This is a genomic window from Sinimarinibacterium thermocellulolyticum (assembly GCF_040327995.1).
Taxonomy (GTDB): domain Bacteria; phylum Pseudomonadota; class Gammaproteobacteria; order Nevskiales; family Nevskiaceae; genus Solimonas; species Solimonas thermocellulolyticum.
In genome coordinates this window covers 63,453-76,165 of record NZ_JBEPIJ010000002.1, presented here as the reverse complement: position 1 = coordinate 76,165, position 12,713 = coordinate 63,453, and the positions used below count along the sequence as shown (strand labels likewise).

At 66.7% G+C, this 12,713-nt stretch carries 14 protein-coding genes; 6 read left to right on the top strand and 8 right to left on the bottom strand.

The window, feature by feature from the left end; translation table 11 throughout:
- Positions 1–46: 46 nt before the first annotated feature.
- Positions 47–400, top strand: coding sequence for a DUF4870 family protein (locus tag ABSH63_RS02200; RefSeq protein ID WP_352887035.1), 354 nt, complete (start codon positions 47–49; stop codon positions 398–400).
- A 50-nt stretch (positions 401–450) separates the two neighbouring features.
- On the opposite strand, the gene ABSH63_RS02195 is transcribed toward ABSH63_RS02200, so the two are convergent.
- The 6 genes from ABSH63_RS02195 to ABSH63_RS02170 all read right to left on the bottom strand — a co-directional run bounded on the left by ABSH63_RS02195 (position 451) and on the right by ABSH63_RS02170 (position 5,406).
- Entirely contained in the window at positions 451–1,383 is a 933-nt protein-coding gene (locus ABSH63_RS02195) for an ROK family protein (RefSeq protein ID WP_352887032.1), read from the bottom strand.
- A gap of 195 nt (positions 1,384–1,578) precedes the next feature.
- Positions 1,579–2,331 (bottom strand): 2,3-diphosphoglycerate-dependent phosphoglycerate mutase, encoded by a 753-nt coding sequence (gene gpmA / locus ABSH63_RS02190; protein ID WP_352887031.1) that lies wholly within the window; start codon positions 2,329–2,331, stop codon positions 1,579–1,581.
- Between the two features lie 29 nt (positions 2,332–2,360).
- A complete protein-coding gene (locus ABSH63_RS02185) occupies positions 2,361–2,990 on the bottom strand; it encodes a CoA transferase subunit B (protein WP_352887030.1) in 630 nt (209 codons plus the stop codon).
- A gap of 2 nt (positions 2,991–2,992) precedes the next feature.
- Positions 2,993–3,688, bottom strand: a complete 696-nt coding sequence (locus ABSH63_RS02180) for a CoA transferase subunit A (RefSeq protein WP_352887029.1) — start codon at positions 3,686–3,688, stop codon at positions 2,993–2,995.
- A gap of 78 nt (positions 3,689–3,766) precedes the next feature.
- Positions 3,767–4,306: a gamma carbonic anhydrase family protein gene (locus tag ABSH63_RS02175; RefSeq protein WP_352887027.1), complete on the bottom strand. Its 540-nt coding sequence runs from the start codon at positions 4,304–4,306 to the stop codon at positions 3,767–3,769.
- Complete coding sequence (locus ABSH63_RS02170) at positions 4,303–5,406, bottom strand: alpha/beta hydrolase (protein WP_352887024.1); 1,104 nt, start codon at positions 5,404–5,406, stop codon at positions 4,303–4,305. The genes ABSH63_RS02175 and ABSH63_RS02170 overlap by 4 nt, the downstream gene beginning before the upstream one ends.
- A 120-nt stretch (positions 5,407–5,526) precedes the next feature.
- Here ABSH63_RS02170 and ABSH63_RS02165 point away from each other — a divergent pair, with 120 nt between their 5' ends.
- The 5 genes from ABSH63_RS02165 (at position 5,527) to ABSH63_RS02145 (ending at position 9,893) form a co-directional block, all read left to right on the top strand.
- Positions 5,527–6,099: a LemA family protein gene (locus ABSH63_RS02165; RefSeq protein ID WP_352887022.1), complete on the top strand. Its 573-nt coding sequence runs from the start codon at positions 5,527–5,529 to the stop codon at positions 6,097–6,099.
- On the top strand, positions 6,099–7,037 hold the full coding sequence (locus tag ABSH63_RS02160) for a GIDE domain-containing protein (protein ID WP_352887020.1): 939 nt from the start codon (positions 6,099–6,101) through the stop codon (positions 7,035–7,037). The genes ABSH63_RS02165 and ABSH63_RS02160 overlap by 1 nt, the downstream gene beginning before the upstream one ends.
- Before the next feature lie 115 nt (positions 7,038–7,152).
- Entirely contained in the window at positions 7,153–9,225 is a 2,073-nt protein-coding gene (locus ABSH63_RS02155; protein WP_352887018.1) for a M3 family metallopeptidase, read from the top strand.
- A 51-nt stretch (positions 9,226–9,276) separates the two neighbouring features.
- Positions 9,277–9,522: a hypothetical protein gene (locus ABSH63_RS02150; protein ID WP_352887016.1), complete on the top strand. Its 246-nt coding sequence runs from the start codon at positions 9,277–9,279 to the stop codon at positions 9,520–9,522.
- Complete coding sequence (locus ABSH63_RS02145; protein ID WP_352887014.1) at positions 9,510–9,893, top strand: type II toxin-antitoxin system VapC family toxin; 384 nt, start codon at positions 9,510–9,512, stop codon at positions 9,891–9,893. The genes ABSH63_RS02150 and ABSH63_RS02145 overlap by 13 nt, the downstream gene beginning before the upstream one ends.
- 8 nt (positions 9,894–9,901) lie before the next feature.
- Here the strand turns inward: ABSH63_RS02145 and ABSH63_RS02140 are convergent, their stop codons facing one another.
- Both ABSH63_RS02140 and ABSH63_RS02135 read right to left on the bottom strand, forming a co-directional pair.
- Positions 9,902–11,428 carry a SpoVR family protein gene (locus tag ABSH63_RS02140; RefSeq protein WP_352887012.1) on the bottom strand — a complete coding sequence of 509 codons (1,527 nt, stop codon included), beginning with the start codon at positions 11,426–11,428 and terminating at the stop codon, positions 9,902–9,904.
- A complete protein-coding gene (locus ABSH63_RS02135) occupies positions 11,425–12,654 on the bottom strand; it encodes a YeaH/YhbH family protein (RefSeq protein WP_352887010.1) in 1,230 nt (409 codons plus the stop codon). Before ABSH63_RS02135 ends, ABSH63_RS02140 begins: the two co-directional genes overlap by 4 nt.
- Positions 12,655–12,713 lie beyond the last annotated feature (59 nt).

Sequence of the window (12,713 nt, the reverse complement as noted above, 5' to 3'; positions counted from 1 at the left end):
GAGGCTGTGGCAAGCTGCGCCAAGACCTCCACGAGGGACCCCCCCGATGAACGAACTGCAGACCTCGGACGCCGAGCTGGCCGAATCCGGCGAGCGCACGACCTTGATCATCGCCTACGCGCTCGATCTGATCGCGCCCTTCACTGGCTTTCTCGTCGCCATCGTCAGCGTGATCATCAGCCATATCAAGGCCGGCGAGACGCGCAACCAGTTCATTCGCAGCCATCACCGCTGGCTGATCCGTACCTTCTGGTGGAACCTGCTGTGGGCCGTCGTCTTCGGTCTGGCGACACTGGTGTTCATCGGCTACCTCGGCCTGGTCGCGCTGGTGATCTGGTGGTACTACCGGATGGTGCGCGGCCTGATCAACTACTCCAACAATCGGCCGATGCCGCTGTAGGCGCGGATGCCATGGCCGTCCTTGGCGCAACCCGGGCGGCTCCCCGTCTCTCACCCCGGCCCGGCTCTCCCCGGCCGTTCGCTCGGCCACAGCCACGCGGCGCCGCGCACGCCGCTGGCGTCGCCGTGCAGCGCCGGCACGAGCCGCGTGTCGATGCGATCGGAGAACACCCACTCGCCCCATAGCCGGGGCACGTTCTCGTACAGGCGACCGAGCCGCGACAAGCCGCCGCCGACGACAATTACATCGGGATCGAGCAGGTTGATCACCGACGCGAACGCGCGCGCCAGCCGATCCTCCCAGCGCGCCAGCGTCGCCTGCGCAGCCGCGTCGCCGGCGGCGGCGCGCTCGGCGATCTGCTCGCTGCGCAAGAGCTCGCCGGTGACGCGCTGGTGATCCGCGGCGATGCCACCGCCGCTGCACCAGACCTCGATCGCGCCGTGGCGCCCGTCCCAGCCCAGCGGCCCCGGCACCTCGCCCCACTCGACGCGCGGCCAAGGCAGCGGGTTGTGCCCCCATTCGCCGGCGATCGCGTTCGGACCACTGAGCAAGCGGCCTTCGATGGCGATGCCGCCGCCGACACCGGTACCGAGGATCGCCGCGAACATGCAGCGCGCACCGGCCCCAGCGCCATCGGTGGCTTCCGACAGCGCCAGGCAGTCGGCGTCGTTGGCGATGCGCACGCGCGGCCCGAGCCGCGCCTCGAGGTCTTCGAGCAGCGGCCGGTCGTTCAACCAGGTGCTGTTGCAGTTCTTCATGCGCCCGGTCGCGGGCGAACGCGCACCCGGCGTGCCGGCACCCACCGGCAGACCACGCGCGCCGACCTCGGCTTCGAGCGCGGCCACCAGCGCGCAGATCGTCTGCAATGTCGCGGCGTAGTCGTTGCGCGGCGTCGGCACCCGGCGTCGGGCGAGGATGCGCGAGGCGTCGTCGATGACGACGGCTTCGGTTTTGGTACCGCCCAGATCGATGCCGATCCTCACCGACGTGCCCCTGACACGTCCCTGTGGCGGCGTTCCGGCCGCGCCGTCCCTGGCGCGGCGCTCGCCGGCGCGAATGGCCATTCAAGGCCATTCGCGACAGCCCCGGCTCGCCCGCCCCGATCGATGCCGATCCTCATCGGCGTACTGCCGATGCGTCGATGCCGATGCGCATCGCCGTCGTTGCCGGCGGCCCGATCAGCCGCGCGTCTTGGCCTGATTGGCGACCGCCTCGGCCGCCTTCTTTGCCGCTTCGGCGTCGCCGAGGTAGCGATGCGACTTGACGCTCAAATCCTCGCGCAGTTCGAACAGCAGCGGAATGCCGGTGGGGATGTTGAGGTCGATGATGTCCTTGTCCGACACGTGGTTCAGGTATTTGTACAGCGCGCGCAGCGAGTTGCCGTGCGCGGTGACCAGCACCGTCTGGTTGGCCTTGAGCTGCGGCGCGATCGCGTCGTGCCAGTACGGCAGCACGCGCTCGAGCGTGGTCTTGAGTGATTCGGTCGCCGGCAGCACGGCCTGATCGAGGGTGTGGTAACGGCGGTCGTATTTGGGATGTCCGGCGTCGTGCGCATCCAGCGGCGGCGGCGGGATGTCGTAGGACCGCCGCCAGATCTTGACCTGCTCCTCGCCGTGCTTGGCGGCGGTCTCTGCCTTGTTGAGCCCCTGCAGCGCGCCGTAGTGACGCTCGTTGAGACGCCAGGTCTTGTGCACCGGCACCCACATCTGGTCCATCACGTCGAGCGCGGTGTACAGGGTACGGATCGCGCGGCGCAAGACCGAGGTGTGGGCGACGTCGAACAGCAAGCCCTCCTCGCGCATCAGTTCGCCGGCTTTTACCGCCTCGCGGCGGCCCTGTTCGGTGATGTCGACATCGACCCAGCCGGTGAAGCGGTTGTCGAGATTCCATTGGCTCTGGCCGTGGCGCAACAGGACGAGTTTTCGGGTCATCGCGGTTCTCTATACGGGAATGCGGTGGCTCATGCGCGGATCGGCGCACCGGTCTTGGCGCGGACCTCGTCGAGGCCGACATCCGGCGCCAGCTCGACGAGCTTGAGACCCTGCGGCGTCACGTCGAGCACGCAAAGGTCGGTGATGATGCGATCGACGACACCGACGCCGGTCAGCGGCAGCGTGCATTGTCGGAGGATCTTGTGGGCGCCGTCCTTGGCCGTGTGTTCCATCAGCACGACCACGCGCTCGACACCGGCGACCAGATCCATCGCCCCGCCCATGCCCTTGACCATCTTGCCGGGGATCATCCAGTTGGCGATGTCCCCCTTGTCGGTGACCTGCATGGCGCCGAGGATCGACAGGTTGATATGGCCGCCGCGGATCATGGCGAAGGAGTCGGCGCTGCTGAAGAAAGCGCTGCCGGGCACGGTGGTGATGGTCTGCTTGCCCGCGTTGATCAGATCGGGATCGACCTCGTCCTCCTTGGGGAAGGGGCCGATGCCGAGCAGGCCATTCTCGGACTGCAGCCATACGTCCATGCCCTCGGGGATGTAGTTGGCCACCAGCGTCGGCAGGCCGATGCCGAGATTGACGTAGTAGCCGTCGCGCAATTCCTTGGCGGCGCGCTGCGCCATTTGATCGCGATTCCAGGCCATGACTATCGACTCACCGTGCGCTGTTCGATGCGCTTCTCGGGATGCGGGTTGTGCACCAGACGCTGGACGTAGATGCCCGGCGTGTGGATCTGATCGGGATCGAGCGCGCCGATCTCGACGATGTGTTCGGCCTCGGCCACGGTGATCCTGCCGGCGGTGGCGACCATCGGATTGAAGTTTCGCGCGGTCTTGCGATACACCAGATTGCCGGCACGGTCCGCTTTCCACGCCTTGACCAGGGCGACGTCGGCACGCAGCGCACGCTCCATCACGTAAGGCTCGCCATCGAACTCGCGGATCTCCTTGCCCTCGGCGACGATGGTGCCGTAGCCGGTCTTGGTGAAGAAGGCCGGGATGCCGGCACCGCCGGCGCGCAGCTTCTCGGCGAGCGTGCCCTGCGGTGTGAACTCCAGCTCCAGCTCGCCGGCGAGGTACTGGCGCTCGAACTCCTTGTTCTCGCCGACGTAGGACGAGATCATCTTCTTGATCTGGCGCGTGTTGAGCAGCATGCCCAGGCCGAAACCATCGACGCCGGCATTGTTCGAGATCACGGTCAGGTTCTTGACGCCAGTGTCGCGCAGCGCCGCGATCAGCGCCTCGGGGATGCCGCACAGGCCGAAGCCGCCGACGGCGAGCGTCTGTCCGTCGGCGACGATGTCGGCGAGCGCCGCGGCAGCGCTGGGATAGAGCTTGTTCACGGGATCCTCCAGACGACCGGCGCCGATTCTAGCGCCGGGCGCGCCGACGCTGGCCGGCGCTCTGGCGCCGCTGCAGGCTCAGTCATCACCCTCGCCATCGAGGTAATGATCCTTGATGCGCAGGTAGTGGCGCGCCGAGTACAGCAGTTGCGCGCGCTCTTCGGCGCTGAGCTCGCGCACCGGCTGTGCCGGCGAGCCGCGGTACAGCCAGCCCGACTTGAGCGTCTTGCCGGGCGAGACGACCGCGCCGGCGGCGATCAGCACCTCGTCCTCGACGACGACGCGATCCATCACGATCGCGCCCATGCCGATCAGGCAGCGGTGGCCGATGGTGCAGGCGTGCAGGATCACGCCGTGGCCGATGGTGACATCCTCGCCGACGATCAGCGGCTGCCCCCCCGGCGAGTACGGGCCGTCGTGGGTGACGTGCAGCACGCTATTGTCCTGCACATTGGTCCGCGCACCGATGCGGATGCGGTGCACGTCGCCGCGCACCGATGCCAGCGGCCAAACCGAGGCGTCGTCGCCGATCGTTACATCCCCGATGATCTGCGCCGAAGGGTCGACAAAGACGCGCGCGCCGAGCAAAGGGCGGCGCCCGCGGTAGGCCCGGATCATGGGCGCGCCGGCGGCGATGTCGGCACCGGACCGAGAAACGCCCAGGGATCGTCCTCGGCGCCCGCACCCGGCGTTGCGCCCTCGGGCGTCGTGGGCGACTCGGGCGGCGCGGGGGTGAGTTCGATCGGCGGCAGCTCCAGCGGCAGCGGCGCGCTCGGCTCGGGCTCCTGGACGACCGCGCTACCGGGCGCTGGCAGGGGGTCGGCGATCAGCGGCACGGCCTGGATTTCGGTCTCGCGCTTGGGCGGTCGCGGTTTGCTGCTGATGCGGTCGACGAACTCCTCGATGTTGTCGAGCACGTCGGCGCGACCGCGCAGATACGAGGCCAGCGCGCCGATGATCATGCTGTGCGAGAGCGAATCGTACAGCACCGTCTCGACCGCGCCGCCGGCCTTGGCGACGCGCGCCGCGAGGTTCTCGGTGTTGCTGACCCACAGCACCTCGTCGTTGCGGCCGTGCATCAACAGCAGCGGCGGGTTCTGCCCGTCCACGTAGAACACCGGCTGCGAGTAGCGAAAGCGGTCGACCGGCCCGAAAAGATCGCGCAGATCCGGCGCCGTGATCGGCATGAAATCGTACGCGCCGGCAAGTCCGATCATGCCGCGCAGCCACTCGCGCGAACCGCCGACGGCTTGCAGATACTCCGGATTGAGGGCCAACAGCGCGGCGATGTGCGCGCCGGACGAATGCCCCATCACGAACAGCTTGTCGGGGTTGCCGCCGAACTGCCGCGCGTTTTCGCGTGCCCATTTCACTGCACGCGCGGCATCATCCATGAACTCGGGGAAGCGCACCTGCGGGTACTTGCGCACGTTGGGCAACACCGCCACATAGCCGCGCGAGGCCAGGGCCTGGCCGACGAAGCGATACTCGGCCTTGTCGCCCTGCTGCCAGCGGCCGCCGTAGAAAAACACGATGATCGGCGCATCGCTGGCCTGCGGCGGGTAGTAGACGTCGGCGTCGAGCGCGCGGCTGCGCTCGTAGGGCAGGTTCTCGGCAAGCTTGTACCCTTCTTCCGAGGCCATGCGATTCATCATGCGCGGCGACGAACACGCACCGACGGCGAGAGCGAGCAGAAAGGCAAGACTGCGTGAAATCATGATGTTGCAGCGTCATCGAGGTGCCGTTGGCGGGCGCCTATGGTAGCGCGCGGCGGACAAATGCCGCATTCTTCGGTGCGCTTTTTCCAGACACCGAACCGGTGGGGGCCGGTTCCTCACATGATCACCACGTTCATCTGGCTGGCCATCGTCGCGGCGCTCGCCGTCTACGTGATCATCCTCTACAACGGCCTGGTTGCGCTCAAACACGGCGTGGCCAAGGCCTGGAGCAACATCGACGTGCTGCTCAAGCAGCGTCACGACGAACTGCCCAAGCTGGTCGAAACCTGCAAGCAGTACATGCAGTTCGAGCGCGACACGCTGGAAAAAATCATGGCCGCGCGTGCCGCTGCCAATGCCGCGCGCGAGAAGGGCGACGTCAAGGGCGTCGGCGAGGCCGAGAGCGCGATGCGGCTCGGCCTGGGCAACATCATCGCCACCGTCGAGGCCTATCCCGACCTCAAGGCCAACCAGTCGATCCAGCAACTGCTCGCGCGCATCACCGGCCTGGAAAACGCGATCGCCGACCGTCGTGAGTTCTACAACGAGTCGGTGAACCTCAACAACGTGCGCATCGAGCAGTTCCCAGACGTGATCGTCGCGCGCCTGTTCGGCTTTCGCGCCGCCGAGCTGCTGGTGTTCTCCGAGGAGCAGAAAAAGGACGTGGATCTGCGCGCGCTGTTTCGCGCCTGATGCTGTCCGACGGCTTGCCTTGGATCGGGCTCGCGCAGCTCCTGGCCGACGCCGACGCCGGCTGGTTCTGGCCGTGTACACTGCTGGCGCTGGGCGCCGCGCTGGCCAGCTTCGTGCTCGCCTTCGTATCGCTCAAGCACGCGCGCCTGATCGAGGACACGCCGACCTCGCGCATCCGCTCGGCGGCGCAGGGCTATGTCGAGATCCAAGGCCGCGCACGCCTGATGCCCGGCCCGGACATCGTCTCGCCGCTCACCGGCACGCGCTGTTGCTGGTGGCAGTACCGCGTGCAGAGGATCGAGGGCAGCGGCCGCAATCGCCGCTGGCGGACCATCGAGTCTGCGACCTCTGACGAACTGTTCCTGCTGGTCGACGAAACCGGCGACTGTGTGGTCGACCCCACCGGCGCCAAGGTCCATCCCAGCCTGCGGCGACGCTGGCGCGGGCATGGCCGACGACCCTCGCAGGTACCCGAGAAGACCCCGTGGCTGCAGTTCGGCGACTATCGCTATGACGAGGCGCTCATCGCCGAAGGCGACGCCCTGTACGCGCTCGGCTGGTTTCGCACGCAGTCGGGCGCGCCGAGTTTCGACGAGCGCGCCGAGCTGAGCGCGCTGCTGCGCGCGTGGAAGGCCGACCAGGCCGACCTGATCGCACGCTTCGATGCCGACGGCGACGGTCGCATCGACCTGCAGGAGTGGGAGGCGGCGCGGCGCGCCGCGCTGGAACAGGTGCGGCGCGATCACGTCGAACGCGCAGTCGACCCGGACGTGCACGTGCTGTGCCGTCCGCGCGACCGCCGGCCTTTCGTGTTGTCCACGCTGCCGCAGCGCGAGCTCGCGCGCCGCTACCGCTTCAGCGGCGTCGCAATGCTGGTTTTCTCATTTGTATCAGGCGCTTGCGGAATCTTTGCGCTGATTAGCCGAGGTCTGCTATAGACACCCCGGGCCGTGCGTCCTAAGCCTCGTTCAATCAGCGGCTTAGAAAAAATCGACTGGAAATGGGGCGGCGCCGTCCCCACGATAGCGGGCCGTCCGCTCGTCGTCGTTCCCCATGCAGAATCCCCTGTTGCTCGACCCTGCCAGCGCGCCGCTGCCGCCGTTCGACCGCCTCCGCCCCGAATTCGCCGAGGCGGCGCTCGACGAAGTGCTGGCGGCGAACCGCGCCGCCATCGAACGCCTGCTGGCGTCTGCCACGGCGCCCACCTGGGAGACGTTGATCGAACCGCTGGAAGACCTGGCCGACCGCCTGCAACGGGTCTGGGGCCCGGTGTCCCACCTGTTCAGCGTCACCAGCAGCGCCGAGTGGCGCCAGGCCTACAACGCCTGCCTGCCCAAGGTCACCGCCTACAACGTAGAACTGTCGCAGTCCGAGCCGCTGTACCGCGCCTATCAGGCAATCGCCGACAGCCCGGCGTTCGCCAGCTACTCGCCGACGCGGCGCAAGGTCATCAGCGATGCGCTGCGCGACTTCCGCCTGTCCGGCATCGGTCTGCCACCGGACGACAAGGCCCGCTTCAAGGAACTGTCGCTCAAGCTCTCCGAACTGCAGACCAAGTTCGAAGAGAACCTGATGGACGCGATCCAGGCCTTCGGCCTGCTCGTGACCGACGAGGCGCGACTCGCCGGCATGACCGAGGCGGCGCGGCAGGCGGCGCGCGACAAGGCGCGGGCCAAGGGTCAGGACGGCTGGCTGCTGACGCTCGACTTTCCGAGCTACGACGCGGTCATCACCTACGCCGATGATCGCGATCTGCGCCGCGAGCTCTACACCGCCTACGCGACGCGCGCCTCGGACCAGGGCCCCCAGGCCGGATGCTTCGACAACGGCCCGTTGATCGAACAGATCCTCGCCGCGCGCTTTGAGCTGGCCAAGCTGCTCGGCTATGCCAATTACGCGGAGCTGTCCCTGGCGACCAAGATGGCCGAGTCGCCCGGTCAGGTCGAGGCCTTCATCACCGATCTTGCCGCGCGCGCCAAGCCGCGCGCACGCGCCGAGCTGGACACGCTGCGGGAGTACGCGCGCAAGCTGCACGGGCTCGAGGACTTACAGCCCTGGGACATGGCCTATTACGCCGAGAAGCTCAAGACCGAGTCACTGGGACTGGCCGAGGAGGCGCTGCGCCCCTATTTCCCGCTGCCCGGTGTGCTCGCCGGCATGTTCGGTTTGGTGGAGCGCCTGTACGGCGTGCGCGTCGAACGCGCCGAGCACGTCAGCACCTGGCACCCCGACGTGAGCGTGTGGACGCTGACCGAGGCCGGCGGCGAGGCCATCGGCCTGTTCTATCTCGATCCATATGCACGCGATGAGAAGCGCAGCGGCGCGTGGATGGACGAATGCCTGGGCCGCCGTCGCAGCCCTTGCGGCTTGCAGCGGCCGTCCGCCTACCTGGTGTGCAACTTCACGCCGCCGCGTCCGGGGCAGCCGGCGCTGCTGACCCATGAGGAAGTGCTGACGCTGTTCCACGAATTCGGCCACGGCCTGCACCATCTGCTCACACGTGTCGACGAGGCGGCCGTCTCCGGCATCCGCGGCGTGGCCTGGGACGCGGTCGAACTGCCAAGCCAGTTCATGGAGAACTGGGCCTTCGACCCGGCGACACTGCGCAGCTTCGCGCGCCACTGGCAGACCGGTGAGGTGCTCCCCGATGACCAGATCGACAAGCTCCGCGCGTCGCGTCATTTCCAGACCGGCCTTGCGACCTTGCGTCAGCTCGAGTTCGCGCTGTTCGACCTGCGCCTGCACCGCGACTACGACCCGGCGCGCGGCGCCGACGTGCTGCGCGTGATCGACGCCATCCGCGACGAGATCGCGGTGATCAAACCGCCGCCATTCAACCGCATGCCGTGGAGTTTCTCGCACATCTTCGCCGGCGGTTACGCGGCCGGCTACTACAGCTACAAGTGGGCCGAAGTGCTGTCGGCCGACGCCTTCGCCGCCTTCGAGGAATCCAACTTCGCCGCCGAGACCGGCATGCGCTTTCGCGATACCGTGCTGGCGCAGGGTGGCGCCAAGGACGCGATGGACATCTTCGTCGAGTTCCGCGGGCGCAAGCCCAGTATCGACGCGCTGCTGCGGCACAGCGGGCTGGCCGGGGAAGCTGCCGGATCGTGGCAAAGTGATTGACCGGTCAATTGGATCGGTCAACAATGACCCGAACTCATTGTAAAGATCACTATGACGGAAACCATCGGCATTTCCGAAGTCAAGGCCAAGCTCGCCGCGGTATGCGACCGAGCCGCTCAGGGTGAGGTCATCCGATTCTCGCGACGCCGCGGCAACCGGGTCGAGAACTTCGAACTGCGCTGCGTCGCCGACGGCCGTCGAACGTTCGGTGCGTGGCAGGACAAGTTCAGCAAGGCCCAGCTCGACAGCCTGTCGGCGCCCCTCACCAAGGCCGAGCTCGACGCTTGGAATACCTGATCGATACCAATGTCGCGCTCTGGTGTCTTGCTGCCCCGGACCGTTTGTCGAAGAAGGCGCGCAAGCTGCTCGAAACACCGTCGTCGCTGATACATTTCTCCAGCATCAGCATCGTGGAGTTCGATCTCAAGCGCGAGCGTTTGCTCTCCGCGTACGCGCATCTGGCCGACGAATTCGCACCACAGTTGACCGCGCTGGGGTTCTCGGCCCTGGCCTTCGTGGCAGCGGACGCTTCCGGACTCGCCGCCATCCGACCGAACCGCGATCCCTTCGATCGCATGTTGGCCACACAGGCGATCCGGCGAAACCTGACCCTCGTCACTGCCGATCAGGATCTGCTCGACTATCGGCCGCTGCGCACGCTCTGGTAGCGCAGCCCCTACTTGATCTCGCGCATCTCCACTTCCTTGTCGTTGTCGTCGACGGTGACCAGACGCACGGTGAACCCCCACAGCCGGTGCAGATGACGCAGCACCTGTTCGGCGTCGTCGGCGAGCGGACGGCCGCGATGGCGGCGGTGGCGCAGTGTCAATGAGCGGTCGCCGCGGCGCTCGTAGCGCACCACTTGCACGTCCGGGATCTGGTTGTCACGGTCGTACTGCGCCGCCATCAGCCGGCGCAGACGGCGATAGCCCTCATCGTTGTGGATCGCGTCGACCAGGTAGCTGTCCTCGCCTTCGCGGTCGGCGATCGCGAACAGCCGGAACTCGCGCATCAAGCGCGGCGACAGGTACTGGCCGATGAAGGACTCGTCCTTGTAGTTGCGCATCGCAAAATCGAGCACGCGACGCCAGTCGCCGCCGGCGATGTCCGGAAACCAACTGCGATCCTCCGGCGTCGGCTTCTCGCAGATGCGCTTCAAGTCGCTGAACATCGCAAAGCCCAGCGCATAGGGGTTGATGCCGCGGTAGCCGCGCTGATCGAAGCCGCGCTGGGCGATCACGTTGGTGTGCGCGCTGAGCACTTCGAGCATGAAGCCGGCATCGACCAGGCCCTTGTCGAACAGACGGTTGAGGATGGTGTAGTGCCAGAACGTGGCCCAGCCCTCGTTCATGACCTTGGTCTGGCCCTGCGGATAGAAGTACTGCGCCAGCTTGCGCACGATGCGCACCAGCTCGCTCTGCCAGGGTTCGAGCCGCGGCGAGTGCTTTTCGATGAAATACAGGATGTTCTCCTGCGGTTCGGCCGGATAGCGCGTCTCGGCAGGCTGGTTGCGCCGCTTGCCGTCGCCGCGCGGCCTGGGCAGGGTGCGCCAGATCTCGTCATACTGGCGCCAGGCATGCTTCTCGCGTTCGACCTGGCGTTGCTGCTCCTCCTCGACCGATAGCGGTGCCGGGTGGTGATAGCGGTCCACACCGTGCTGCATCAGCGCGTGGCAGGAATCCAGGATCTCCTCGACCGCCTGCTCACCGTAGCGCTGCTCGCACTGCATCACGTACTTCTTCGCGAACACCATGTAGTCGATGATCGCCTCGGCATCGGTCCACTGCCGGAACAGGTAGTTGCCTTTGAAGAACGAGTTGTGCCCGTAGCAGGCGTGCGCGATCACCAGCGCCTGCATCGGCATCGTGTTCTCCTCCATCAAATACGCGATGCAGGGGTTGGAGTTGATCACGATCTCGTAGGCCAGGCCCTGATGGCCTTTGCGGTACAGGTGCTCGTTGCGGATGAATTCCTTGCCGAAGCTCCAGTGCGGGTAGCCGATCGGCAAGCCGAGCGAGGCGTAGGCATCGAGCATCTGTTCGGAGGCGATGATCTCGATCTGATTCGGATAGCAGTCGAGCCCGAACTCGCCGACGGCGATCTCGCGGATCGCATGGTCGTAGCGGTCGATCAGCTCGAAGCTCCACTCGCCGCCGGTCGACAGCGGCTGCGCCGAGGTCCGCATCGTGGATGGCGGTGTCATGCCACGTCCTTGGCGAACAGCTCGCGCAACACCGGGTAGATCTGGTTGCGCGCGGACACGCTTTTCATCGCGAACGCCGGATCGTCGATGCGCGCGTAGGCATGCGCGAGCATGCCGACTGCATCCGGCTCGTCGGGGATCTCCACGTAGGCGAAGTAGCGCAACTGCGGCAGCAGGCGTTCTTCGAGGAAGGCGCGGCTCTTCTCCGGATCGGCGCCGAAGGCATCGCCGTCCGAGGCCTGCGCGCCGTAGAGGTTCCAGCTCGTCGGATCGTAACGCGCCTGGATGATCTCGTGCATCAACTTGAGCGCGGACAACACCACCGTGCCGCCGCTCTGCGTGCCGTAAAAGAAGGTCTGCTCATCGACTTCCTGCGCGTTGTCGGTGTGGCGGATGAACACCAGCTCGACGCGTTCGTATTTACGGCTGAGGAACAGGTACAGCAACGTGAAGAAGCGCTTGGCCAGATCCTTCTTGTCCTCGGTCATCGACGCCGAGACGTCCATCAGACAGAACATCACCGCCCGCGCCACCGGCTGCGGCTCGCGCACGCGATGGCGAAAGCGCAGGTCGATCTCGTCGAGAAAGGGCAGGCGCGCGAGGCGCGAGCGCAGGGCCTCGATCCGCTGCGCCAGTTCTTCGCTCGGCGCACGAGCGTACTCGGCCTCGGCCGCTTCGAGTTCGGCGCGCAACGGTGCGCCGACGGCGATGCGCCGTGCCTGGGCGTTGCGCAGGGAACGCAGCACCGAGAGGTTGGCCGGCACGCCGCTCGGCGTATACCCGGCACGGCGCCACTTGTATTCGCGCACATCGCCGAGCACGTTGCGGACCAGGCGCGGCAGTTCGAGATCGTCGAAGAACAGATTCATGAACTCTTCGCGCGTGAGGCTGAAGACGAAATCGTCCTCTGCCTCGCCCTGCCCCTGGCCGCCGGCACCGCCCTGCTCGGGCGGCGGCCGCGGTATGCGGTCACCCTGCGCGTAATGCTGGTTTCCGGCATGCACGACTTCGCGGTCACCGCCCTTGCCGTGGCGGAAGGCCGGCTCGGAGATGTCCTTGACCGGCACCTTGACCTCACCACCCCGATCCATGTCGGTGATCGAACGCCGTGCGACCAGATCGTCGACCGCACGCCGGATCTGCGCCTTGTAGCGGCGCAAGAAGCGGCTGCGATTGAGCGCATTCTTGTTGCGGTCGTTGAGCCGGCGGTCGATGATGATGCTCATGGCTCGCGGCGCTGGCATGCGCGTGAGACGTAAGACGTGAGACGCAAGACCCAGGTGGC

Coding starts and splice junctions, on each gene's coding strand:
- ABSH63_RS02200 (WP_352887035.1), top strand. CDS start 47: ATGAACGAACTGCAGACCTCGGACGCCGAGCTGGCCGAATCCGGCGAG.
- gpmA (WP_352887031.1), bottom strand. CDS start 2,331: ATGACCCGAAAACTCGTCCTGTTGCGCCACGGCCAGAGCCAATGGAAT.
- ABSH63_RS02185 (WP_352887030.1), bottom strand. CDS start 2,990: ATGGCCTGGAATCGCGATCAAATGGCGCAGCGCGCCGCCAAGGAATTG.
- ABSH63_RS02175 (WP_352887027.1), bottom strand. CDS start 4,306: ATGATCCGGGCCTACCGCGGGCGCCGCCCTTTGCTCGGCGCGCGCGTC.
- ABSH63_RS02170 (WP_352887024.1), bottom strand. CDS start 5,406: ATGATTTCACGCAGTCTTGCCTTTCTGCTCGCTCTCGCCGTCGGTGCG.
- ABSH63_RS02165 (WP_352887022.1), top strand. CDS start 5,527: ATGATCACCACGTTCATCTGGCTGGCCATCGTCGCGGCGCTCGCCGTC.
- ABSH63_RS02160 (WP_352887020.1), top strand. CDS start 6,099: ATGCTGTCCGACGGCTTGCCTTGGATCGGGCTCGCGCAGCTCCTGGCC.
- ABSH63_RS02155 (WP_352887018.1), top strand. CDS start 7,153: ATGCAGAATCCCCTGTTGCTCGACCCTGCCAGCGCGCCGCTGCCGCCG.
- ABSH63_RS02150 (WP_352887016.1), top strand. CDS start 9,277: ATGACGGAAACCATCGGCATTTCCGAAGTCAAGGCCAAGCTCGCCGCG.
- ABSH63_RS02140 (WP_352887012.1), bottom strand. CDS start 11,428: ATGACACCGCCATCCACGATGCGGACCTCGGCGCAGCCGCTGTCGACC.
- ABSH63_RS02135 (WP_352887010.1), bottom strand. CDS start 12,654: ATGAGCATCATCATCGACCGCCGGCTCAACGACCGCAACAAGAATGCG.